Origin of the sequence: Hydrogenobacter hydrogenophilus (genome assembly GCF_900215655.1) — a bacterium.
Lineage (GTDB): Bacteria > Aquificota > Aquificia > Aquificales > Aquificaceae > Hydrogenobacter > Hydrogenobacter hydrogenophilus.
This window is the reverse complement of sequence record NZ_OBEN01000004.1, coordinates 102,795-123,872: the sequence shown is the minus strand read 5'-3', so window position 1 is coordinate 123,872 and position 21,078 is coordinate 102,795. Positions and strand designations below refer to the sequence as shown.

General features: G+C 42.1%; 25 protein-coding genes, 1 tRNA gene and 1 pseudogene. 15 read left to right on the top strand and 12 right to left on the bottom strand.

Annotated features, from left to right (window positions below):
- The 3 genes and pseudogenes from CP948_RS08980 to CP948_RS05110 all read left to right on the top strand — a co-directional run.
- Positions 1-207: pseudogene (locus CP948_RS08980) on the top strand (hypothetical protein); the annotation flags it as partial.
- Positions 180-422 carry a hypothetical protein gene (locus CP948_RS05115; RefSeq protein WP_245810090.1) on the top strand — a complete coding sequence of 81 codons (243 nt, stop codon included), beginning with the start codon at positions 180-182 and terminating at the stop codon, positions 420-422. The pseudogene CP948_RS08980 and the gene CP948_RS05115, both read left to right, overlap by 28 nt.
- 144 nt (positions 423-566) lie before the next feature.
- On the top strand, positions 567-767 hold the full coding sequence (locus tag CP948_RS05110) for a hypothetical protein (RefSeq protein WP_180764093.1): 201 nt from the start codon (positions 567-569) through the stop codon (positions 765-767).
- Here the strand turns inward: CP948_RS05110 and ahbB are convergent.
- Positions 760-1,758 carry a siroheme decarboxylase subunit beta gene (gene ahbB, locus CP948_RS05105; protein ID WP_096602006.1) on the bottom strand — a complete coding sequence of 333 codons (999 nt, stop codon included), beginning with the start codon at positions 1,756-1,758 and terminating at the stop codon, positions 760-762. The two genes, CP948_RS05110 and ahbB, sit on opposite strands and share 8 nt — an antisense overlap.
- 17 nt (positions 1,759-1,775) lie before the next feature.
- Here ahbB and CP948_RS05100 point away from each other — a divergent pair, with 17 nt between their 5' ends.
- A complete protein-coding gene (locus CP948_RS05100; RefSeq protein WP_096602003.1) occupies positions 1,776-2,231 on the top strand; it encodes an RrF2 family transcriptional regulator in 456 nt (151 codons plus the stop codon).
- Here CP948_RS05100 and CP948_RS05095 read toward each other — a convergent pair.
- Positions 2,224-4,323, bottom strand: a complete 2,100-nt coding sequence (locus tag CP948_RS05095) for a ribonucleoside triphosphate reductase (protein ID WP_096602001.1) — start codon at positions 4,321-4,323, stop codon at positions 2,224-2,226. The genes CP948_RS05100 and CP948_RS05095 overlap by 8 nt on opposite strands.
- A gap of 170 nt (positions 4,324-4,493) precedes the next feature.
- On the opposite strand from CP948_RS05095, the gene CP948_RS05090 reads away from it, so the two are divergent.
- The gene (locus tag CP948_RS05090) at positions 4,494-4,724 is read left to right on the top strand and encodes a hypothetical protein (RefSeq protein ID WP_180764092.1); all 231 of its coding nucleotides are present in this window, start codon (positions 4,494-4,496) and stop codon (positions 4,722-4,724) included.
- Positions 4,725-4,778: 54 nt separating this feature from the next.
- Here CP948_RS05090 and CP948_RS09040 read toward each other — a convergent pair whose 3' ends face one another.
- Positions 4,779-4,991 (bottom strand): hypothetical protein, encoded by a 213-nt coding sequence (locus CP948_RS09040; protein ID WP_425479806.1) that lies wholly within the window; start codon positions 4,989-4,991, stop codon positions 4,779-4,781.
- 80 nt (positions 4,992-5,071) lie between these two features.
- On the opposite strand from CP948_RS09040, the gene CP948_RS05080 reads away from it, so the two are divergent.
- Positions 5,072-5,758 (top strand): anaerobic ribonucleoside-triphosphate reductase activating protein, encoded by a 687-nt coding sequence (locus CP948_RS05080; protein WP_096601999.1) that lies wholly within the window; start codon positions 5,072-5,074, stop codon positions 5,756-5,758.
- 5 nt (positions 5,759-5,763) lie between these two features.
- Here CP948_RS05080 and CP948_RS05075 read toward each other — a convergent pair whose 3' ends face one another.
- Positions 5,764-7,053, bottom strand: coding sequence for a succinate--CoA ligase subunit beta (locus tag CP948_RS05075; protein ID WP_096601997.1), 1,290 nt, complete (start codon positions 7,051-7,053; stop codon positions 5,764-5,766).
- A 41-nt stretch (positions 7,054-7,094) separates the two neighbouring features.
- On the opposite strand from CP948_RS05075, the gene CP948_RS05070 reads away from it, so the two are divergent.
- From CP948_RS05070 to CP948_RS05040, 7 genes are all read left to right on the top strand, one after another.
- Positions 7,095-7,616, top strand: coding sequence for a KdsC family phosphatase (locus tag CP948_RS05070; protein ID WP_096601995.1), 522 nt, complete (start codon positions 7,095-7,097; stop codon positions 7,614-7,616).
- Positions 7,613-8,782, top strand: a complete 1,170-nt coding sequence (gene coaBC, locus CP948_RS05065) for a bifunctional phosphopantothenoylcysteine decarboxylase/phosphopantothenate--cysteine ligase CoaBC (protein WP_096601993.1) — start codon at positions 7,613-7,615, stop codon at positions 8,780-8,782. The genes CP948_RS05070 and coaBC overlap by 4 nt, the downstream gene beginning before the upstream one ends.
- Positions 8,773-8,845: transfer RNA gene (locus CP948_RS05060), tRNA-Pro, on the top strand. Before coaBC ends, CP948_RS05060 begins: the two co-directional genes overlap by 10 nt.
- Before the next feature lie 22 nt (positions 8,846-8,867).
- Positions 8,868-9,290: a molybdenum cofactor biosynthesis protein MoaE gene (locus tag CP948_RS05055; protein WP_143441269.1), complete on the top strand. Its 423-nt coding sequence runs from the start codon at positions 8,868-8,870 to the stop codon at positions 9,288-9,290.
- Positions 9,287-10,291: a GTP 3',8-cyclase MoaA gene (gene moaA, locus CP948_RS05050; RefSeq protein WP_096601989.1), complete on the top strand. Its 1,005-nt coding sequence runs from the start codon at positions 9,287-9,289 to the stop codon at positions 10,289-10,291. The genes CP948_RS05055 and moaA overlap by 4 nt, the downstream gene beginning before the upstream one ends.
- Before the next feature lie 14 nt (positions 10,292-10,305).
- Positions 10,306-10,731 carry a hypothetical protein gene (locus tag CP948_RS05045; protein ID WP_096601987.1) on the top strand — a complete coding sequence of 142 codons (426 nt, stop codon included), beginning with the start codon at positions 10,306-10,308 and terminating at the stop codon, positions 10,729-10,731.
- Complete coding sequence (locus tag CP948_RS05040; protein WP_096601985.1) at positions 10,721-10,897, top strand: Trm112 family protein; 177 nt, start codon at positions 10,721-10,723, stop codon at positions 10,895-10,897. The genes CP948_RS05045 and CP948_RS05040 overlap by 11 nt, the downstream gene beginning before the upstream one ends.
- On the opposite strand, the gene CP948_RS05035 is transcribed toward CP948_RS05040, so the two are convergent.
- From CP948_RS05035 to fbp, 6 genes are read right to left on the bottom strand one after another with little or no spacing between them, the layout of a single operon-like run.
- Entirely contained in the window at positions 10,860-11,528 is a 669-nt protein-coding gene (locus CP948_RS05035) for an HAD family hydrolase (RefSeq protein WP_096601983.1), read from the bottom strand. The two genes, CP948_RS05040 and CP948_RS05035, sit on opposite strands and share 38 nt — an antisense overlap.
- The gene (locus CP948_RS05030; protein ID WP_096601981.1) at positions 11,525-12,433 is read right to left on the bottom strand and encodes a LysR family transcriptional regulator; all 909 of its coding nucleotides are present in this window, start codon (positions 12,431-12,433) and stop codon (positions 11,525-11,527) included. The genes CP948_RS05035 and CP948_RS05030 overlap by 4 nt, the downstream gene beginning before the upstream one ends.
- Before the next feature lie 47 nt (positions 12,434-12,480).
- Positions 12,481-12,885 (bottom strand): arsenate reductase/protein-tyrosine-phosphatase family protein, encoded by a 405-nt coding sequence (locus CP948_RS05025; protein ID WP_096601978.1) that lies wholly within the window; start codon positions 12,883-12,885, stop codon positions 12,481-12,483.
- A 16-nt stretch (positions 12,886-12,901) separates the two neighbouring features.
- Positions 12,902-13,834 (bottom strand): ferrochelatase, encoded by a 933-nt coding sequence (gene hemH, locus CP948_RS05020; RefSeq protein ID WP_096601975.1) that lies wholly within the window; start codon positions 13,832-13,834, stop codon positions 12,902-12,904.
- Positions 13,827-17,291, bottom strand: a complete 3,465-nt coding sequence (gene smc / locus CP948_RS05015) for a chromosome segregation protein SMC (RefSeq protein WP_096601972.1) — start codon at positions 17,289-17,291, stop codon at positions 13,827-13,829. Before smc ends, hemH begins: the two co-directional genes overlap by 8 nt.
- Positions 17,292-17,302: 11 nt before the next feature.
- Positions 17,303-18,448 carry a fructose-1,6-bisphosphate aldolase/phosphatase gene (gene fbp, locus CP948_RS05010; protein ID WP_096601969.1) on the bottom strand — a complete coding sequence of 382 codons (1,146 nt, stop codon included), beginning with the start codon at positions 18,446-18,448 and terminating at the stop codon, positions 17,303-17,305.
- Positions 18,449-18,508: 60 nt separating this feature from the next.
- On the opposite strand from fbp, the gene CP948_RS05005 reads away from it, so the two are divergent.
- Positions 18,509-18,898 (top strand): PA2779 family protein, encoded by a 390-nt coding sequence (locus CP948_RS05005; protein WP_096601966.1) that lies wholly within the window; start codon positions 18,509-18,511, stop codon positions 18,896-18,898.
- A complete protein-coding gene (locus tag CP948_RS05000; RefSeq protein ID WP_096601963.1) occupies positions 18,895-19,407 on the top strand; it encodes a C39 family peptidase in 513 nt (170 codons plus the stop codon). The genes CP948_RS05005 and CP948_RS05000 overlap by 4 nt, the downstream gene beginning before the upstream one ends.
- On the opposite strand, the gene CP948_RS04995 is transcribed toward CP948_RS05000, so the two are convergent.
- Positions 19,377-20,444: a bis-aminopropyl spermidine synthase family protein gene (locus CP948_RS04995; RefSeq protein ID WP_096601960.1), complete on the bottom strand. Its 1,068-nt coding sequence runs from the start codon at positions 20,442-20,444 to the stop codon at positions 19,377-19,379. The two genes, CP948_RS05000 and CP948_RS04995, sit on opposite strands and share 31 nt — an antisense overlap.
- Before the next feature lie 26 nt (positions 20,445-20,470).
- Entirely contained in the window at positions 20,471-21,070 is a 600-nt protein-coding gene (locus tag CP948_RS04990) for an FAD-dependent oxidoreductase (protein ID WP_096601957.1), read from the bottom strand.
- Between the last annotated feature and the right edge of the window lie 8 nt (positions 21,071-21,078).

The following is a 21,078-nucleotide window of genomic DNA, read 5'->3' as shown; positions in this document are numbered from 1 at the left end:
CCTGTAGCCTTTATAGAGAGAGGTACAACCCACGAGCAGAGGACTCTAATAAGCAGTCTTTTGGAAGTTTCCCAAAGTCCTCCAGAAGTTAATCCACCCGCAGTTATGGTGGTGGGCAAGGTGGTAAAGCTATCTTTTTACTTAAAAGTCTTAGGGAAATACAATTATAATTTAAACTTATGCACCATCTTACAGAGGAACAAATAAAAGAGCTAAGAGACCTGCTTTTAGCCATAAGGGAGAAGATCATTAAGTCTGCGGATGAGCAGATAAAAGATCCTTCTAACATAACCTTTGAGGGTGGAGACGAGATAGACAGGGCTAACATAGAAACGGAGCGCTACCTTCAACTCCAAAGGGTAAAGACCAGAGAGCTCAAACTTCTCAGAAAAATAGATTACGCTCTTCTTAATACGACATGAGAACTGCGGAAGAGAGATGCCTTTTGAGAGACTAAAAGCAAGACCCGAAACCACCATCTATCCTATGCGTGGACTTGGATTTCTTTAAGCAAGTAGTAAAACTTGCAAAGCAAGAAGGTGTATGGATAGTGCATGATTTTGCTTATGCGGACATTGGTTTTGATGGTTATACTTGCTCTTGAAAGCCCCTACCAGAGAGATATACAGAAAAAAGCCTTTGAAGGTATAGACACGTCCCATAAAGAAAAAAGGCTCTTCAGAATGGCTCCCTTTCACCACCACTTGGAACTTTCGGGTATACCAGAGCCTAAGATAGTTGTAATATCCATGCTGAAGCTCAGGTAAGAGCTTTTAGCCATCTTTTAAAATCTTCGGAAAAGTACTTTATCCTTCTCTTTTTGAATTCCTTAGTACTAAACAGGAGAGCGTAATCATCCAGTCCCTTTTCCTGACTTATATGTTTTGCTAAATTGTAAAGTTCTTCTTCGCTTCTGCCGTGCATCATAGCAAAAAGGTTATACCGCCAGCTCTCCCCTGTGGTTCTCTCGTAGCAGTGAGACACACCCTTAAAGCCTGCCATGAAGTTTCCCACATCTTCTACTCTGTCTTCTGAAACATTCCACACACTCATGGCGTTGGCAACAAACCCTGCTCTTCTGTGGTAGAGCACAGCGGATATTCTCCTTAACACCCCTCTTTCTTTCAGATCCTTCAACAGATTTAAAAGTTCTTCCTCTTTCATACCAAGCATCTGAGCGTACTCAAAGAAAGGTCTTTCCGTAAGAGGCATCCTACCTTGTACTACTCTCACCACCTCCTTTTCATGCTCCTTCAAAGGCTTATAAGGTTTGTGGGTAAAACCTACGCTTTCCTTTTCATGCGCAGATTCGTAGTCAAGTCTTACGCCTATCTTAAAAGTTCTCACTGCCCTTAAAACAAGATAGTCCAGCGTTCCTGTTCTTTCCGCCATGAGCCTTACTACATCTTCAAGACTTAGAGTATCTGGTGGCACAGCCAAGGTAAACCAGAGGTTAAAAGGATGAGTCCGCTCGTAATTATGACTCACGGTTGGGCATGAGCTCACAAAGTCTGCTACCATCTGTAATTTATCCTGAGGCACTTTAAAGGCTACCAGAGCAGAGTCGTAGCCAAGCATCTTGCTATCGTATATGGGCGCGATCTCTCTGACTACACCATCATCAACGAGCTTTTCTATGGTTTTCAAGAGCTCACTTTCCGTGATGCCTACACTCTCCGCAAGTGTAAGAAAGGGTCTGCTAACTAAAGGGAGGTCCTGCTGTATAATTTTTAGGATCTTGTCAAATTCATTTCCCATGCTATAATTATAACATTATGATATACTCAGAAACAGTCAAGTACGCTTTGCTGGCTTTGTCTTACTTGGCGCTGAACAAAGACAGGCTTGTGAAAGTTGAGGAGATAGCAGAAGCTCAAAAAATTCCCAAACCCTTCCTGTCCAAAATATTCCACAAGCTGGCAAGGGAAAGGGTGCTCAGGTCCTACAAAGGTCCCACGGGTGGTTTTACCCTTGCAGTACCCCCAGAGCAGATAACCATAATGGATGTTATACGCTATCTGGATGAAGATTACAAACTGGACTACTGCGCCTTAAGACCTGGAAGGTGTGAGGAGTGGCAGGTATCTCCATGTAGGGTGCACGAAAAGTGGACGAGACTAAGAGAGACCATACTGGACTATCTTAACACCACCACCATAGCGGAGTTGGCAGAGGTAGAAGAAAAGCACAGGCACAAAGAGCCTGTGCAAATAGAAAGATCCATCAAATAACATACTCAAGTCTGTCTTTGAACTCTTCCTGCTTGCCCCTGTTCCAAAGTTGAACAGGTCTGTAGTATCCTACCACCCTTGAATAAACTTCCGTCTGCCTCCCACATTGGGGACAGTTGAAGTGTTCACCCTGTATGTAGCCGTGTTCCTTGCAAACAGAAAAGGTGGGTGTTATGGTTATGTAAGGCACAGGGTACCGTTCAAAAACCTTCTTTATAAATTCCGGTAATGCTGTTTCGTTAGGAGATTCTTGGAGGAAGAAGTGTATTACTGTTCCACCTGTATAAAGCACCTGCAGGTCTTTTTGGTGCTCAAGCACCTCAAAGGGATCATCTGTGTAGTTTACTGGCAGATGTGTGGAGTTTGTGTAATAAGGCTCACTTTCTCCTGCAGTGATTATATCTGGAAACTTAGCTCTGTCTATCCTTGCAAGCCTATAAGCTGCAGACTCCGCTGGGGTAGCTTCAAGATTGTAAAGGTGTCCCGTTTCTTCTTGGAAGTCTGCAAGCCTTTCCCTCATAAATTTTAACACTCTTATGGCAAAATCCTTACCTTGGGGTTCTGCTATGGATACACCGAGCAAGTTTAAACATGCTTCGTTCATACCTACAAGTCCTATGGTGGAGAAAAAGGTGTCAAAAGATTGTAGGTACTCCCTTGAGTAAGGCATAAGCCCTTTCTTCAGATTCCTCTCTATAACTTTTCTCTTTATCTCAAGGCTTTCTTTTGCAAGTTCCATAAGCTCGCTGAGTCTTTCAAAAAACTCCTCCTCGCTTCCAGAGAGGTAAGCTATCCTGGGCATGTTTATGGTCACAACACCTATGGAACCTGTTTTGTCAGCGCTTCCAAAAAGGCCACCCATTCTGCGCCTCAGTTCTCTAAGGTCAAGCTGTAGCCTGCAACACATACTTCTAACATCACCGGGTTTCAAACTGCTTGATATAAAGTTTTGGAAGTAAGGAATACCGTATTTGGCGGTAAGTTTCCAGAGCATTTTTGCATTTTCCGAGTAGAAGTCAAAATCCGAAGTTATGTTATAGGTAGGTATGGGAAAGGAGAATATCCTGCCAGCGTGATCTCCTTCCATAAGCACCTCAATAAAAGCTCTGTTTATCATGTTCATCTCTTCCTGAAATTCTCCATAGTATCCTATATCTGGTCTCTCCGTTCCCCCTACTAAGACGGGTCTTTCCCTCATGTCCTCGGGAACAGTCCAGTCAAAGGAGAAGTTTACAAAGGGTGCTTGTCCACCCCACCTTGAGGGTACATTGAGGGAAAATACCAACTGCTGGATTACCTGTTTTACTTCTTCGTAGCTTAGTTTATCAACCCTTACGAAAGGTGCAAGGTATGTATCAACGGAGTTTAAAGCTTGAGCGCCTGCAAACTCCATCTGAACGCATCCCAGAAAGTTAACTATTTGACCTACAAGGGAAGAAAAGTGTTTTGCTGGTCCTGCGGTTACCTTACCGTATCCACCCCTAAAGCCTTTTCGCAAGAGGTCCTCAAGAGACCAACCTGCACAGTAGCCCACTATACCGTGTGATAGGTCATGTATGTGAAAATCCCCTTCTCTGTGAGCTTTTGCTATCCTCTCAGGATACACATAGGTAAGCGTATAGTGAGCTATTACAGTTCCAGCGGTATGAAGCATAAGCCCTGAGAAAGAGTAGCTCGCATTAGCATTTTCTCTTACCCTCCAGTCTTGCTGATATACATACTCTTGAACCACTTTTTCCGCATCCACTATGGCTTTTGATATGTCCCTTAGCTCCTCCCTCTTCTTTCTGTATAAGATGTAGGCTTTAGCAGTTTTAGCAAAGCCGTGAAGTATAAGGGTTTCTTCTACAATATCCTGCACCTCCTCCACATGGACGCTTTCCCTTTTAAGCTCAAGAACCTTAAGAATAATGTGATTCACAAGTTCTTCCAGTGTGCTTGCATCAACAGGTTCTCCAATAGCTTTGAACGCCTTTCCTATTGCCACTTCTATCCTTGACCTGTCAAAGGGAACCTCTGTTCCATCCCTCTTGATCACCTTTGGTAGGTTTTTGTTTTTTGCAATAATGCTTTCCAGCTCCAGTCTGAACATGACATATACCTCCTTTATAGTTTGATTACTTTAAAATCATAAAATCTTCCATCAAAAGGTCAAGAAAGGAGCACCTTACTCTTTGAAGGTAAGCGTTATCAGGAGAATAACTCAAAGTCACAACGTAGCTTTTTTACTCTATTTCAGGCAGAAGGGTTATAACACATGTAGTGTCATCTCTCACTCAGTACGGTTTGGATATAGGAACGAGCCTGTATGAGCTTTTAAAAGACTTACTTAAAATAAAGGGAATAGAACTCATAAGACTTCCTTCTGTATATCCTTCAGAGATAAGTAGCGACCTGCTTAACCTTTTACTTACGGAGGAAAAGATAGCACCTCACTTTCACATACCCCTTCAGATTTTTAGAGCTTCTCTTCTCTTGGTGAGGTTCATTTGAGCTCCTTACCCGTTATCCAAGGCATCATCTCCCTTAACTTCTTACCCACTTCTTCTATAAGGTGCCTTCTGCATTTTGTATCTCACTAAGTATCTCCTTCATGAGGGGTTTTATGAGTTTGTATATCCTTTCCCCACGCGTCAGGTCGCCGTACTTAGCGGTGTCCGAAAGCCTGATCTCTTTTTTTTTCTTCTCAAAAGCAGTCCTTTGGTTTCCATCATTTAGGTTAAGATAGGCACTTTTTAAAATGTTCTGCGGTAAGTGCACTTCATTTCTGCATCTATAAGATTCTCAAAGTTTAAAAACAAGCCCATAATTTTAAAAATATATCGTTAAAATAAGATCTAATGATAGGTGGATTTCAAAAATTTACTCTTATAGACTATCCGGAAAAATTGGCGTGTATTGTGTTTACTCAGGGTTGTAATTTTCGGTGTCACTATTGTTATAACCCAGACCTTGTTCTCCCTGATCGTTTCAAAAATACCTTGAGGGAGGAAGAAGTTTTATCCTTTCTTGAGAAGAGGGTGGGTCTACTTGAAGGTGTTGTCATTACAGGTGGAGAGCCTACGATAAATGTCGGACTGAAAGATTTCATTAAAAAGGTCAAAGATCTTTCTTTTCTTGTAAAGCTCGATACCAACGGAAGCATGCCCCAAGTGTTAGAAGAGCTTATAAAGGAAGGGCTCGTTGATTATATAGCTATGGATATCAAGGCACCTCCTGAGAAGTACGCAGATGTAGTTGGTGCTCACGTTAACCTAAAGGACATAGACAGAAGCGTGCGCTTGATAATGAGCTCAGGTGTGGATTATGAGTTTAGAACCACCGTAATAAAAGATCAGTTATCCGTACAGGACATAGTTAGTATAGCCAAGTGGATAAGATCCGCCAAAAGGTACTATCTTCAGAAGTTTCTCCCGGGCAAGACCCTTGACCCCACCTTTGCTTACAAAAACACTTACTCGGACGAGGAACTAAGAAGCATACTGTCTCTGATAAAGGATAACTTTTTTGAGTGTGCAATAAGATAGAGAGTTCATACCCCCATATCTTTAGCCTGCTCTTCTGTGAGCTTTCTGTCTTCCTCTTTTCCGCTTGCGCACCTGTCAAGGAGCTCTTTTAGCCTTATGGGTGCTTCTGTAAGAGGCAAAGAAGAGTCGTATATCTCACCTTTCACTCTGCATTCCTTGAAAGCTTCAAAGAGCATGCGAAGACCTTTTTCTGCCTCGGGACCGTTTCTGCGCACTACCCATATCCAGTCGGGGTTTAGCTTGCCCTCTTTGTAGAGATCCCTTATGGCGTTTGCCACTCCTTCTCCTAAGGTCACGTCTATCCTCGTGTTGTTGGCAGTGCCACCGCAAACAAGCACCCCCCTTATGCCGGGTTTTGAAAGTATTATCCTTGTTATCTTATACATCTTCTCCGCAGGAGGATTTCCACCTATGTCCGTAAAGTTGGCAGGTCTTAGCCCTACAGCGTAGGTGGTTTCTATGGTGACTGTGGAGCCACCACCACCAAAAGTCATCATGGCAATATCGCCGTCCATTTCCACATAAGAGCCAGCCTTTCCACGATGGTCATCTCTGTCTATTAAAGATGCCTGAATTTCTCTTTCTGTGGGTGGTCTCTTCAGCGCAGTCCTCACACCGTATATCTTAGAAGGAGGAACTGACGCATCGTCATCTATGGTCACTACCGCATCAAGAGCGTAGACCTTTTGTTTGCCATCCACATCGCATATGGCAAGGGGGTTTATCTCCAAGAGCCTCGCTTCTGTTTCCCAAAAAGCTCTGTACATATTGGCAATAACTTCTGAAAGCTCCCTAAGAACTCCCATGTATTCTTGGGGAAAACCAAGCTCCAGAAGGTAGTTTCTAACCATGTGGGGATAAAGCCCTTTAAGAGGGTCTATAGCCCAGGTCTTGACCTTTTCAGGTGGCACCTCCTCTATGTCCATACCACCTTCTAAACTGAGGGTAAGCACAGGAGCTCTTACCTCTGTGGAGTAGGTAATGGAAGCATAAAGTTCTTTTAATATGTTTGCCTTCTGTGAGATGAGTATACCCACGGGCATCTCGCCGTAAACGGGATAGTTAAGTAGTGTTTGTGCTGTTTCTACGGCGGTCTGTGGATCATGGCACACCTTTACCGCTCCGGCTTTTCCCCTTTTGCCTACAAGTACCTGAGACTTTACCACACACTCACCAAGGTCATTTATAAACTGCACCAGCTCATCGTTTATGTGGTCCGCAAACATGTATTTGGGTGTTGGTATGCCGTACTTTTTAAATATTTTGTCGTAAGCCTCATACTCGTAAAGGTTCATTTTACTCTTCCTCCTTTCGGTAGGCTCTTAAATTATTATACATGGATCTAACAGAGAAAGCCAAAAGAGTTAAGATGCTTCTTATGGATGTGGACGGAGTTTTAACAGACGGAAAACTGTACTATACCCAAGAGGGAGAGGAGATAAAGGTGTTTAATGTAAGAGATGGATTGGGAATAAAGCTTATTCAAAAGGCGGGTATAAAAACGGGTGTAATATCAGGAAGAAACTCAAAACCCCTTATAAACAGGCTTAGAGAGTTGGGAGTTGAAGAGATATATTTGGGACACAACGAAAAACTACCCGCTTTTGAAGAGATTTTAAAGAAAAATCATCTTAGCTGTGAAGAGATTGCCTTTATAGGAGATGACTATGTAGATATTCCCATTCTTCGTAGGGTTGGTTTTCCTATAGTGGTTTGTGATGCACCAAAGGTGGTAAAAGAAACTGCCCTATACATCACAAAAGCCAAAGGTGGGGAAGGTGCAGTAAGAGAAGCCATAGAGTATTTGCTTGAACTCAGAGGTGAGCTAAAGGAGATGTTAAAATACTATTTTGAATGACAAAAGTTCTCATTGGCGTATCTTCAAGCATTGCCATATATAAGGTTTGCGACCTTATAAGGTCCCTGCGGAAAAAGAACTACCAAGTCAGAGTTATCATGACCCCCTTTTCCGAAAAGTTCATAAGCAAGCTTACCTTTGAAGCTCTCAGCGGTCATAAGGCTTATTCCCAATGGGAAGATGACCCTTTGGCGCACATAAACCTCGCAAGATGGTGCGATGTTTTCCTTATAGCTCCCTGCAGTATAAACACGCTATCCAAGATAGCTCTCGGGATAGGTGATAACCTTCTTACATCCACTGTTCTTGCATATATTGGAAAGCTTCTAATAGCACCAGCAGGCAATGTTTCCATGTACACAAACCCCATTGTAAAAGAACACATAAACAAGCTGAAGTCTTTGGGACACATTATCATAGAACCAGAAGAGGGAAAACTCGTCTGTGAAGAAGAAGGACAGGGAAAGCTGGCAAGCGAAGAGAGAATTCTCGATTGGATAGAGTACGCAATAAGACCAAAACCTTTAAAGAACAAAAAAGTCCTCATCACGTGCGGTGCCACAAGGGAATACATAGACCAAGTGCGTTTTATATCTAACTCCTCCAGCGGTAAAATGGGATTTGCCTTAGCAAGCGCTTTCAGATGGTACGGTGCGGATGTAAAAGTAATAGCAGGTTTTACCACAGCTGAGGAACCCCCAGAAGTTGAGATATATAGAGTCATATCCACACGGGATATGTACCAGAAAGTGATGGAGCTAAGAGATTGGGCTGACATAATTGTTATGAATTCAGCTGTTTCGGACTTTACTCCTGCTATGAGATATACAGGTAAAATTAAAAAAACAGAAAGGATAAACCTTGAGCTTGTAAAAACACCAGACATTCTTGAAGAGCTTGGAAAAGACAAGAAAGGAAAGCTTTTAATAGGCTTTTCCCTTGAGGAGGAGAAGGATCTTTTGAAAAACAGCTGGGAAAAACTAAAAAGAAAAAACCTTGACATGCTAATAGCTAACCCTTTGGAGGTTATGGATAGGGAGTTTCACGTGGGATACATACTCTATGCGGATGGTAGAGAGGAACAGATAGAGTTTACACAAAAACAGATCTCTGCGGAAACCATAGTAAAGAGAGTTATAAACTTATTAAATGGTTACGGGGTGTAGCTCAGGTGGCAGAGCGTCGGCTTCGGGAGCCGAAGGTCAGGGGTTCAAGTCCCCTCACCCCGATTTGGTATATATATTTAAGGTTATGGTTCCCAATGTTTATATAGGTGTAGAGTGGATAGGTGCAGAGAGAATTTTATCTCATTACAGTGTTCCTCAGGATTGTGGAGCAAGCGTTATTTTTTTAGGTATAGCAAGATCTGCTCCAGAAGACGGCGATGTAAAAGAACTACATTATGAAGCCTTTCCTGAGATGGCTATAAAAGTTATGCAAGAGATAAGGGAGGAGGCCATTAAACTCTTTTCAGTAAAGGAGATATTTATTCACCATAGACTTGGTGTTGTAAAGGTAGGAGAGCCTTCATTTCTGGTCTGTGTCTTTGGTGGACACAGAGATGAGACTTTCAAAGCGTGCAGGTATGTGGTGGACGAGGTGAAAAAGAGAGCTCCCATATGGAAAAAGGAGGTGTTTTCTGACGGCAGAGGACAGTGGGTGCTTGGAGCATGATTAAAGATGCTTACGGAAGAGAACTTCATGACCTTAGGATTTCGGTCACGGATAGATGCAATTTTAGGTGTCAGTTTTGCATGCCAGAAGGACAAGAGTATGAGTTTTATCCGCGTTCTGAGATACTCACCTTTGAGGAAATAACCAGAATAGTAAAAATATCCACAAGGCTTGGCGTAAAAAAAGTAAGAATAACAGGAGGTGAGCCCCTTCTAAGAAGAGACATTGAAAAGCTTATACACATGCTTTCCCAAATAGAAGGCTTGGAAGATATAAGTATGACTACCAACGGATTTTTACTAGAGCAAATGGCAGAGAGGCTAAAAGATGCAGGTCTCAGGCGTATAACGGTTAGTTTCCACTCTCTCAAAGACGAGGTGTTTTCTAAAATAGTAGGCAGGAGCGTAAAGGTAAGTCAGATAATAAAAGGTATAGAAGCATCTCTAAAAGCAGGCTTGCATCCCGTTAAGGTCAATGTGTGCGTAGTAAAAGGGCTCAACGATGAGGAAATACTTCCTATAGCAAAGTTCTTCAAAAAGATGAGGGTGGTGGTTAGGTTTATAGAGTTTATGGATGTGGGAAACTTAAACGGCTGGTCTTTGGACAAAGTGGTATCTGCAAAAGAAATAGTGGAAATCATATCTAAGGAGTTTCCAATAGAGCCAGTGGAGAAAAACTACAGGGGCGAAGTAGCGGACAGATACAGGTACAAAGATGATGGGCTTGAATTTGGAGTTATATCTTCTATAACTCAACCCTTTTGTGGGGATTGCAACAGACTGAGGCTAACTGCAGATGGAAAGCTTCTCACATGTCTTTTTGCAACACAAGGTTATAATATAAAGACGCTCTTAAGAAACGGTGCAAAGGACGAGGATATAGAGGACTTTATAAAAAGAGTGTGGTATTCAAGAAAAGACAGATACTCGGAAGAGAGGCTTGAGCTAATAAAAAGAGGGGAAGTACCGAAAAAAGTGGAGATGTTTAAGGTAGGTGGGTGATATATAATAGTAGTATGGCGCTTGAGGAAAAACAAGTTGAGTTTCTTATTAATCCTTTAAAAAACCGAGTCTGGGCGGTGAGCATGCCTGACGGTGAGCTTTTAGATGACATTATCTCAGTTAAAAGAGCTATCTTTTGCATAGAGAACAACGAACAGTACTGGCTTAATCCTTTTGGTGGTGCTTACATGTGGACTACCAGAATGTCTTCTCCCTACGAAGAGGAGTTTGTAGAATTTAAAAAGTCTGCACAGCAGTACATGTGTATATTTGACCTTAACATTTCGGACCTTCAGTATGTGGATTACTCACCTTTGGATGGAAACCTGCTCTTTGATGAGAAGGAATTGAAAAGGAAGTTAGAAAGCAGATACGAGGAGTTTGTTAACCTTATGAAGGAACTGTGGGAATACATAAAGGAAGACGGCTATGTTAGATGAAGAACTTTTGAATATCCTTGCGTGTCCTAAGTGTAAAGGTGATCTTATCTACAATACTGAAAAGCAAGTGCTTATATGTGAAAACTGCAAGGTCTTTTACCCTATAGAAGATAACATACCAGTGCTACTCATAGATGCTTCAAGACCTCTTGAAGAACTAACCTAAGCTCTTGAGGTGTATTTGCACTCTTTACATTATCAAGTTTTACGCTATCACCAAAGTGTATGTATTCCACAGGCTTGTCGTACATCTTTCTGTAGCAGACCACCATCTCCCAGTCAGCCAAACTGTCGCCCACATACACACAAGCGGATAGATTCATATGTTCTATACACAAATGTAGAGCGTAAGGGTGAGGTTTCTTAAGATCATCCACGGGTATGTCATCATCATCAAGCAAAAAGTCAAAATACTTAAAGAGTCCAAACTTCTCAAAAGTGTAGTTAAGGTCCTCTTTTGGTCTGCCTGTTAGAACACCCAACGGAATACCCTGAGCCTTTAAGTTAGCAAAAAAATCTTCATCCAGTATCAACTTTTCTCTGTCCCGTAGACTTTTATAAATCTCGTTAAAAACACTGACGATATGATCAAGTTCTACCTCTCTACCAAAGTGTCTGATGACTTCCTTTGTGGCTATCCAGTCGTTGTTTATACCCTTTGAAAACTTTATAAGCCTGACCTTTTCTATGGGAACCTCAAAACCCAAAAACTCTTCGGCGGTCCTCTTTATGGCAAAATGGTAAGATTCTTTAACATCTACTATAACACCATCCACATCAAAAATTACACCTTTCATACAGTTATCTCTTTCTCAGACTTAGAGAGTAGAAATCTTATAAACCTGCTTGCTAAAAAGCTGAGTTTAGCATTTTCTGGGTATACAATGTAATACCACCTTTTGGCACTAAAGCCTTTTATCTTTACTTGCACTATACTTCCTTCTTGCAAGTCTCTTTCTAACAAACCCTTTGAGAGAAAGGATGTACCATAACCACTTCTGACCATGTTAAGTATGGACCTTCCGCAATTTACCTCCACCTTTATGTTGAGCTTTTCAAAGATTACGCCAAGTCTTTCAAGCTCTTCCCTTACTATTTTCCTTGTACCTGAGCTTACCTCTCTGAATATGATGTCCGCTTCGTAAAGCCTTTCGGGTTCTATCTCACCTTCTCTGGCAAAGGGGTGTTCTGGATAGGTAAAGTATATTATTTCGTCCATAAGCCACTTGATGGACTGAAACTTCTCCGAAGGTGTTCTCTCTATTATGCCCACATTAAGTACTCCAGATATAAGGCTATCCTCTATCTGCTGGGAGTTTTCTACAAACATCCTTATAGATATACCCGGCATCTGTGAGTGGAATTCTGCTATGAGTTCGGGCACTTTATACTCGCTCAGTGTGGTGCTAACTCCTACAAAGAGGGTGTCTTTAAAGTCTTTCTTTATCTTTGCCATCTCTTCCATTAGGTTTTCGTAATCATTCAGAAGAGACCTTGCTATCTCGTAGATTCTCCTTCCTTCGTTGGTGAGCACTATTTTACCGCCCTGTCTTTGGAAAAGCTTAGCCCCCACTATCTTTTCAAGAGCCTTTATCTGTTGAGTGACAGCTGGTTGTGTTATGTAAAGTATTTCCGAAGCTTTTGAGAAGCTTCCTAAGTCTGCAACCGCCACAAAAGTTTTCAATTTGGTGATGTCTATCATTCCCTTTTAAATTATATGTATAAAAATGCCTTATGACAAGTATAAATCTACCTTATTTTGAAGAGAGAGTTTACATTCTCCTCTATCTGATCTCTGAGCTTTCTGAGGGCATTAAGATCGCTCGTGTCTTTGATTTCTTCCAGTACCCAATGTTCCCGTCTTTTGTGAGTGGGTACATAAGGGCATCTGTCTCTGGCTTCTGGAGAAAGGGTTATTATAATGTCCATTTCTTCGTAAGGTATTTCTTCAATACCTTTAGGCTTTATCCCTTCTGTAGGGTAGCCTTTCTCCTTTAGTACTTGTATGACCTCCTGTGGAACATCAGACAAAGGTTCTACACCGGCAGAGTAGATATCCAAGTTTAAAAGAGCATCTCGTGAGAGCTTTCTCGCTATAGCCTGTGCCATAACACCTCTTACTGCACCACCCGTGGACACAAAACACAGCTTCATCAAGACCTAATTATATCTATAAATGGGAAAGTATGATCTCCTTTAGTGCGGATATGAAAAGGGGGTGGTCTTTTAAGGTAGGTATCCTGACAAAACTTTCAACACCTAAGTTTTCTGCAAGCTTTTTGTAAGATACGTCAAGCTCGTACAAGGTTTCAGAATGCTCACACACAAAAGATACAGGTATGACAGCTATGCGCTTATAACCAGCTTTTATGGTTTCTTCTATAAGCTTGTCAGTAGGAGGTTCAAGCCATTTGACGGGTCCTATTTTACTCTGATAGCCCAGAGCGTATTCCACTTTAGGGAAGTGTTCCACAATGAGCCTGACTGTTTCCTCCGTTTGTTTTTGGTAAGGGTCTCCCCTCTTTATGACACTAACGGGTAAGCTGTGAGCGGTAAATAGGAAGAAATAGTCCTCCCAATTGGGAAGGTTTTCTTTTATGTTTTCCACCATTGCCTTTATGTAAAGGGGGTGATCGTGGTAAGACTTTACCTTAACAACAGGCACTTGTGGGAATCTTTTAAAAACTCTGTCAAACTCGTTAAAAGAAGATCCTGTGGTAGTTTTGCTGTACTGTGGATACATGGGAAGTAAGACTATTCTGTTTATGCCTTCTTTAAAGAGCTCTTCAAGAGCCTCTTCCGTAAAGGGATGCCAGTATCTCATAGCGATAGCCACTTTAAAGTCCTCTCCCAGTTCTCTCTGAAGTGCCTGTGCCTGTCTTTCTGTTTGCTCCTTTTGTGGGGACTTGCCTCCCATAACTTCGTAGTAATGCCTTGTCTTTTTAGCTCTTAGCTTGGATATTAGCTTTGCAACAGGTTTCTGTATAAGTCTGGGGATTTCTATTATGTCATGATCAGAAAATAGGTTGTAAAGGAAAGGCTCTACAGCAGAAAGGCTATCTGGACCACCCATATTGAGGAGTAAAACGCCTATCTTAGTCATTTGCAACCTCTACAAGAAAGTTCTTGACGGGGAAAACTCTTGACACACCGCCTCTGCTACTTACACCTATGAGCCTATCTGCATAAGATGCCAAGATCTCCCTTAAGGTGACCACTATGAACTGTGCCTTTTGGGAACGTTTCCTTATGAGCTCTCCTATCCTTCTGGCATTTGCTTCATCAAGGTGCGCATCTACTTCGTCAAAGTAGTAAAAGGGTGATGGTTTATAATCCTGTATGGAAAATATAAGAGCCAAGGCTACAAGAGTTTTTTCTCCTCCTGATATGGCATCTATGTATTGGACTTCTTTACCTTTAGGTTTGACTACAAGGTTTATACCACCAGAGAATGGGTCTTGGGGATTTTCTATCTGCATGTAAGCCTTGCCACCCGGAGATAGTTCTGCAAACACTCTCTTTAGTCCCTCATTTATGCTCTCAAAAGCGGTGTTAAAAGCGTTGAGCTTTTTAGTTTCTATCTCCTCAATCATTTCCTTTATAGCCCTTTTCTCTTCAGAGAGCTTTTTGTACCTATCCGTGTAGTCTCTGTGTCTCTCCTCGTACTCTCTGTAATCGTCCTCCGCTTTAAAATTAACGGTGCCAAGAGAAGATAGTTCTTTGCGTACAGTGTCTATGGCTTCTTTGAGCTTGCTGTAGCCTTCTTTTACCTCCTCTATGGGTCCTTCGTATCCCAATTCTCTGAACCTTAAGTTTATCTCTTGATGCTTTTCTTCAATCTTGGCATACTCAGTCTCTAAACGGGTGAGCTCTTCTCTCTTTGCTTCCTCCTGCAATCTTAACCTGCCTATTTTTGCCTGCAGATCTGTGCAAACCTCCTCCAATTGGTCCTTCTTTGAGTACAGCTCATATGCAGTTCTTTCAAGCTCTTTTATCCCTTCCTCTAACTTTCTTCTCTCTTCCTTTAGCTTTTCAATTTGATCTTCTATCTCTTGCTTAGTTCTCTCTGAGCTTTCCAAAAAAGCCATGTTTCTGTTTATCTCTGCGCGCAAATTCTGTATGTCTGACTGTAGTTCTTTTAGTTTCATACTTAGAGAAAAGGTAGCTTCCTTGAGATGATCAAGGGCTTTTCTACTCTTTTCGTAGTTCTCTCTTAAGCTCTCTATTCCTGACTCTTTGTAGTGTTCCAATATAGACTGCCTCTTTATAATTAGATTGTTTAACTTCTCCTCAAGGTAGGAAAGCTCCTGCATTATGGTGTTTTTTTCCTTCAGTAAATTCTCCTTTTCTTCCGCAAGCCTGCTGATATACTCTTCTGCTTTCCTGAGCTTTTCTTCTATCTCCTTTAGCCTCTCAAAGCCCATCTTATCTGACTCTTCTATGTCCTTTATGCGCCTCTCAAGTATCCTCAAAACACCTTCCTTTTGGATAAGTTCATCTCTTAGAGTTTTTATGGTGCTTTCTGTTTGTTCTTCTTCTTCTTTTAGGTCCTTCTCTGCTTTAGAAAGCCTTTCCAACTGCTCTGTGTAAAACTCTCTTCCTAAGTCCCCTCTGCTTTCTGTATGCCCACCGCTTATTACACCACTCTTTTCAAAAACCTCCCCCTCAAGAGTTACCATCCTGTAATTGCCTATACCTAAGTCTTTGGCACTCTGGAAGTCCTCCACCAAAAGGGTATCTCCAAACACGAACTTTATTGCCCTTTCAAACTTGCTGTCGTATTCCACTAAATTAACCACAAAATCTATATAACCTTTCCTTCTCGGATAAGGTGGAAGAGGTGTGGGTTTTATCCTATTTAATGGTATGAAGTTCAGTCTGCCCCTTTTGGTTTCTTTAAGCCTCTGTATGCACTCTTTGGCTACATCTTCATCTTCAACCACCACATAAGAGAGCCTTCCAGCGCCAGCGGATTCTACAGCTTTTATATATTCAGGATTTTTGACTTTTATAAGCTCATAAACCCTCCCATAAACGCCCCTTATACCTTCAAAGGGTAATGTGTCTGCATGTAAGCTTGCCAACTTAGCAGAGATGCCTGCCTTTTCCTTTATAACCTCTTCCCTCTTATATCTTAATGCCCTGAGCTTTTCCTCAAGTCTCTCAAGCTCTTGCTTTTTTTTCTTAACGGAGTGCTCTTCTTCTACCTGCATCTTTTTGTAATTTTCCATCTTTAGAGCGTTCTCTCCCATCTGTGATTTGAGCTTTTGCTCTTCTTCTTTGAGCTTTTGCATATCTTCTTGCACCTTTTGGGACTTTATGTCCAACTCCCTTAATTTAAGCTCTATCCTTGAAAGGTGTTCCTTCTTTTGATCCATCTCTTTTCTTACAGCATTTATCTTCTCTTCTGTTGCGTGCACCTCTTGTATAGATACTTTGAGACCTTCCTCCTTACTTTTTAACATTTGATAAAGTAAAGAAACCTCTTCTTCTTTACGGATCACTTCTTTTTCCTTTTGGGATACAAGGTCTTTAAGCTGGGCTTCTTCTTCAAGGAGTTTTTCAAGGTTCGCAGAGAGATTTTTTATGCGTTCCTTTGCCTTTAGCTGATCTTCTTCCATCTGGTTTCTTTTATTCTCAAGCTCTTGTATCCTTTTATCTGTGTGATCTATGTCTGAGCTTAGCCTTCCCAACCTCTCCCTGAAGGGAAAGAGCTGTGCGTTTATCTCTCTTAGTTCTTCTTCTTTTTGTGTGTGCTCTGATTCTAACTTGCTTATATCCTTTCTTATTTCTGAAATCTCTCTTTTCTTCTCTTCTATGGCTTTTTCAAGGTTATTCATGTTTTGACTTATGCTCTTTGCATCTTTCATCAACTGCCTTATTTGTAGTTCTCTTAGCTGACTTTCTAACTCTCTGTATCTTCTTAGTTTTTCCACTTCCTGAGAGAGCCGTTCCATCTGAACTTCCATCTCATCTATGAGAAGCCTAAGTTCTCTCAGCTTTAGCTCCACTTCTCCTAATTCTGTAAGGGCTTTTTGCTTTTTCTCCTCATACTCACCTATGCCTGCGACCTCTTCTATGAGCTTTCTTCTTTCTACGGGTGTCATCTTCACAAAGCGCACCACATCACCTTGTAAGACTATGTTATAAGCGTTCTCATAAAGCCCGGCTCTTGCAAGAAAGTCCCTTAGGTCTCTTTCTCTTACTACAGTTCCGTTTATACGAAAAACGCTCCTGCCCTCTTTATCCACCTTCCTTGATATGACGAGTTTGTCCTCTTCTATGGGGAAGGCACCTTCGTTTTTGAAATGCACCTCCACATACGCGTACTGACTTGCCTCACCGTCCTTTGAGTATATAAGGTAGGATAGGTTTTTTGCCCTTAAGGTTTTGGCTGTAGCAAGCCCCAATGCGAAGGATATGGCGTCACCTATGTTGGACTTTCCTGCACCGTTGGGACCTACTATCCCTATAAATCCTGGTCCTAAGGGTATCTCTACCCTCCCCTTCCCGTAGGACTTAAAACCCTCTACCACTAATTTTTCTATCCATGCAGTCATCTTATAAAAATTTAGTCTACATCGTGTTTTTCCGATGTTTCTTCTACAGGTTTTTTGGGAGCTTCCACTTCGTAAAACCTTTCCTCAAGCTTCTTTAGTATCTTAGGAAGTGTTGTGTACTCCATCTCTTCAGAAGGTAGTCTGTGAGGTTCAAATATGCCCTGTCTTCTTAGTATGTCTGCAATGATCTGAGCTTGTTCTCTTGCCTTGTCAAAGGCTGGATCATCAAAGAGGTCTCTGGGTCCTATGAGCTTACCTTCCGCAAGCTGATAACCTGCAGCTATCACCCTTGGAGGACCGTCAAATCTGGTGGGTGTTGCGTATCTGAAGGATACTGGCATAAGGGGTCCGTTGTGAGATCCTCTCATCCAACCCTCCACTATCCATGGCCTTGCAAAGGGTTCTAATATCTCACCTACCGCAGGAAAACCAGCCTGTGCTCTAACTATCATAACAGGGTCATCTTTTCCTACATACTTGCCTGCTATAAGAGAAAGCCTTTGGGTTGAAGCGGTTGCTGCTATCTCACCGTCGTGATTTCTCCACACATTCCTTACTGCATACCTCTCTACAGCACCTATGAGAGCCAATAGTTCATAAAGCTCTGCGGGTGTTGAGAGCTTTACCGCCTTTCCTGTGTAAGTGTCAAGCACCTCAAAGGTAAATCCGTCGTGCATTTTGGGGTCTATCACAAGCCCTGCACACACCATAGGGTCCGCAAACATCTCATAAAGAGGTAAGTTCCAAGCACTTGGGGAGGTCTTATCAGCAAAGAAGATGATCACAGGCTCTGATGGTCTTTCTTCAAACTCCATCTCCGCCACACCAGGACCCATACCTTTAACATTCCCAGAAAAGGCGGTGGACAAAATGTCCTGACCTGCACCGTAAAGCTTTAACTTTTTTGCCACCTGTGTTGCTTTTTCAAAGGCTTTCCAAGCTATACCGTGAACTATCTCACTGTCAACGCCGTGAGTATGTGTCATTACCAAAGCGGTGTCATCACCACAAACGAGCGTATCCGCATCAATGAGGTTTCCTTTTTTAACCTCTTCTCTTATAACCTCTCTTATAGTTTCTAACATGTCTGGATGTACAGAAGAGTGTCCCACATAACCCCCTACATCCGCTTTGATCACGCTCAGTGTTATCCTCATGCTTTTACCTCCTTAAGCAGGTTATAATAATTTTACCAAAACTGTTTGGGGGTGTTGGCTATGATGAAGTATCTTAGGAAGAAGGCTGTTGTGCTGACTGTTGCCTCTGCCTTTTTCTTTGTAAACTCAGCACCAGCATTAGCGGGTCTTGTAGATTCCAAACACACTTTTGAGGTGTCTTCCCAAAGAGATCAGGACATGCAAAAGGTACAAAGAGTCTTAGAAAGCAAGGTAGTGCAAGAGAAACTAAAAGCTTATGGGCTCAGCAAGGAAGAAATACAGGAAAAACTCTCCCAACTTAGTGATGAGCAAATACACATGCTTGCAAAGGCTTCTGATAAGGTCTTAGCGGGTGGTGATGGCATAGGTTTAGCTATTGCGGTCGTAGTGCTTCTTATACTGGTAGTAATACTTCTTAAGCTTCTCAACAAAGAGATCATCATAAGGTGAGAGGGCTTTTTGCTCTCCTTCTGCCTTTTTTACTTTCTTTTAAGCTCCTTGATGTTCCTTTTGTAAAACAGAAAGATGATTACTGTGGTCCTGCTTCTCTGAGCAGTGTGCTTGAATATTACGGTGTGAAGAAGAGTCAGGAAGACATAGCCAAGTTCGTATACGATCCCAGGCTTAAAGGTGCTCTCATAACTGATTTAGAAAACTATGCCAAAAAACTTGGCTTTAAGGCTTACACCTTCCAAGGAAATCTTGAGGATATTAAAAGATACATAGACGAGGGTAAACCTGTTATCCTGCTTTTAGACCTTGGCTTCCTCTGGTTTAGCGTGCCCCACTACATTGTGGTAGTAGGTTATGACGAAAGGTACATATATGCGCACACAGGTTATGAGAGCAAGAAAGCTTTTGATTACAAAGACCTTGACAGAAAATGGGCAAAGATGGGTAGAGTAGGATTAGTAGTGTATCCTCAAACTCAGGTAGTGGAACCTTCTTCGTCAAGATAAAACACATCGTCAGATATAGCCTCGTTCCACCTTTTAAAACCGGGCAATGCCTCTATCCTATACCAAGAGGACCTGTACCATATATCTTTGGGTTCTCTCCTGACAGGTGCTATCTGTGCAGCTTTAGTTTCTTTGTGATAGTCCCAAGTTATGTAAGCGTTAAAATCTTGAACTATATCCGTTATGGCAACACCAAATTCAGAAGTAAGGGCTATTTGAAAGTCCCTCCACCTGAATACGGAGGAGTCTCTGAGAGTAAGTCCAAAGTATCCTACCCCACCTTCTTCCTTAAGGGTTGCTATGCCTCTACCTATAAAGGCTCTAAAGGCAGGCAGGGTTTCTGGTGGATCAGAGACAAAGACATCATAACGTCCCAATATTTCTGAGGGAAAGGGGTTTCTAAGATCCCAAACGCGAGCTTCTGCGTTGTCTATGCCCAGCTCTTTGAATATGTTGTTATCAAAATCTATCAGTCTTTTGTCTATGTCTATGATGAGAACGCTTTTGGCTTTCCTTGAAAGGGCTACCGCAAGACCCGTAAGGTCATCTTCCGCTCCCAAGACAAGTATATCCTTGTTGCGCAGGTCTCCTCTTGAGTCCATAAATAGCACCCTTGAGACGGTGGTTTCTGGTGTCACAGAACCCTGATCGTAGTCTCTTATAGCCTTAGGTCTATCTTTGGTAAGCTGTATGAAGGTTCTGTAAAACTCAATGTCTATGTAAAAGGGTATGCCTCTACCTTCACAAGCTTGGCAGGTATAATCCACATAAGGCTCTATCCCAAGCTCTTTAATAAGGTCATACCCCTTCTGTGTGAGCCTTATGTTCTCCTCATCATCTATGAAGGCATAACCTTCTTTTATAAGCACTTTAACTATGCCAGATGCTGCAGGTACAGGCAGGTCTGACATATCCACTATCTGCCAAAAATCACCGCTCTTCAAAAGTGCAGAGAGTACTCTCTCTACATTCTTTTTATATATCCTTACCTGACTCTCTTCTCTGGCTTTGATTGCAAGCTCTGTAAGTAAGCTCACTTGTGCCTCCTTTTAGCTTTTAGTTATTATACATTTGGAACATCATGTATAACTATTCTTTTGCCCGCCATACGAGAGAGTATCTCACAAGCCACCTCCACACCAGAACCTGCACAAGATGTAAAGTGTGAGCTAATGCCTGCCAAAGTGCCCACAACAAACAGGTTAGGTAAAGCTTCAAAATCCTTGTGCTTTATCATCACCCTTCCAGGCTTTGGTGATTTTGGGTTTTCCACAACCTCCAGGCCAAGCCCCTTTATGCCAAATGCGTGAAAACCCGTAGCCAAAACAACATAGTCTGCACTATAGCTACTTCCTGAGGAGGTCTTTACAGTGTATCCTTGATCACCGTTCGTTATTTCTATCACTTCTTCTTGTATTATCTGCACACCTCCCCAATCCTGAATCTGCTTTTTTATCTTTTCTATAAGGTCTTTACCCAAGGTAGCACTCAGTCCCGGAACATTTTTCAGGTAAGCCTTGTTGAGGTCAGACTCCCCCTTATCAAAGAGAAGATAGTTTCTGTTTTCTGCCCACTGCCAGCCTCTACCCTTTGAAGAAGCCAAAGTAAGAGCGCACGCAAGCCCCGACGCTCCACCACCTACTATAATGACATCATAAATCATCAGGAATT

What these genes read in the sequence shown, in the direction of transcription:
- coaBC (WP_096601993.1), top strand. Translation starts at nt 7,613, where the DNA reads ATGACAAAAGTTCTCATTGGCGTATCTTCAAGCATTGCCATATATAAG.
- CP948_RS05045 (WP_096601987.1), top strand. Translation starts at nt 10,306, where the DNA reads ATGGCGCTTGAGGAAAAACAAGTTGAGTTTCTTATTAATCCTTTAAAA.
- CP948_RS05075 (WP_096601997.1), bottom strand. Translation starts at nt 7,053, where the DNA reads ATGAACCTTTACGAGTATGAGGCTTACGACAAAATATTTAAAAAGTAC.
- fbp (WP_096601969.1), bottom strand. Translation starts at nt 18,448, where the DNA reads ATGAGGATAACACTGAGCGTGATCAAAGCGGATGTAGGGGGTTATGTG.
- CP948_RS05005 (WP_096601966.1), top strand. Translation starts at nt 18,509, where the DNA reads ATGATGAAGTATCTTAGGAAGAAGGCTGTTGTGCTGACTGTTGCCTCT.
- CP948_RS05115 (WP_245810090.1), top strand. Translation starts at nt 180, where the DNA reads ATGCACCATCTTACAGAGGAACAAATAAAAGAGCTAAGAGACCTGCTT.
- hemH (WP_096601975.1), bottom strand. Translation starts at nt 13,834, where the DNA reads ATGACTAAGATAGGCGTTTTACTCCTCAATATGGGTGGTCCAGATAGC.
- CP948_RS04990 (WP_096601957.1), bottom strand. Translation starts at nt 21,070, where the DNA reads ATGATTTATGATGTCATTATAGTAGGTGGTGGAGCGTCGGGGCTTGCG.
- CP948_RS05070 (WP_096601995.1), top strand. Translation starts at nt 7,095, where the DNA reads ATGGATCTAACAGAGAAAGCCAAAAGAGTTAAGATGCTTCTTATGGAT.
- CP948_RS05080 (WP_096601999.1), top strand. Translation starts at nt 5,072, where the DNA reads ATGATAGGTGGATTTCAAAAATTTACTCTTATAGACTATCCGGAAAAA.
- CP948_RS05100 (WP_096602003.1), top strand. Translation starts at nt 1,776, where the DNA reads ATGATATACTCAGAAACAGTCAAGTACGCTTTGCTGGCTTTGTCTTAC.
- CP948_RS05110 (WP_180764093.1), top strand. Translation starts at nt 567, where the DNA reads ATGCGGACATTGGTTTTGATGGTTATACTTGCTCTTGAAAGCCCCTAC.
- CP948_RS05095 (WP_096602001.1), bottom strand. Translation starts at nt 4,323, where the DNA reads ATGTTCAGACTGGAGCTGGAAAGCATTATTGCAAAAAACAAAAACCTA.
- CP948_RS05055 (WP_143441269.1), top strand. Translation starts at nt 8,868, where the DNA reads ATGGTTCCCAATGTTTATATAGGTGTAGAGTGGATAGGTGCAGAGAGA.
- ahbB (WP_096602006.1), bottom strand. Translation starts at nt 1,758, where the DNA reads ATGGGAAATGAATTTGACAAGATCCTAAAAATTATACAGCAGGACCTC.
- CP948_RS05025 (WP_096601978.1), bottom strand. Translation starts at nt 12,885, where the DNA reads ATGAAGCTGTGTTTTGTGTCCACGGGTGGTGCAGTAAGAGGTGTTATG.
- CP948_RS05040 (WP_096601985.1), top strand. Translation starts at nt 10,721, where the DNA reads ATGTTAGATGAAGAACTTTTGAATATCCTTGCGTGTCCTAAGTGTAAA.
- smc (WP_096601972.1), bottom strand. Translation starts at nt 17,291, where the DNA reads ATGACTGCATGGATAGAAAAATTAGTGGTAGAGGGTTTTAAGTCCTAC.
- moaA (WP_096601989.1), top strand. Translation starts at nt 9,287, where the DNA reads ATGATTAAAGATGCTTACGGAAGAGAACTTCATGACCTTAGGATTTCG.
- CP948_RS05035 (WP_096601983.1), bottom strand. Translation starts at nt 11,528, where the DNA reads ATGAAAGGTGTAATTTTTGATGTGGATGGTGTTATAGTAGATGTTAAA.
- CP948_RS05030 (WP_096601981.1), bottom strand. Translation starts at nt 12,433, where the DNA reads ATGATAGACATCACCAAATTGAAAACTTTTGTGGCGGTTGCAGACTTA.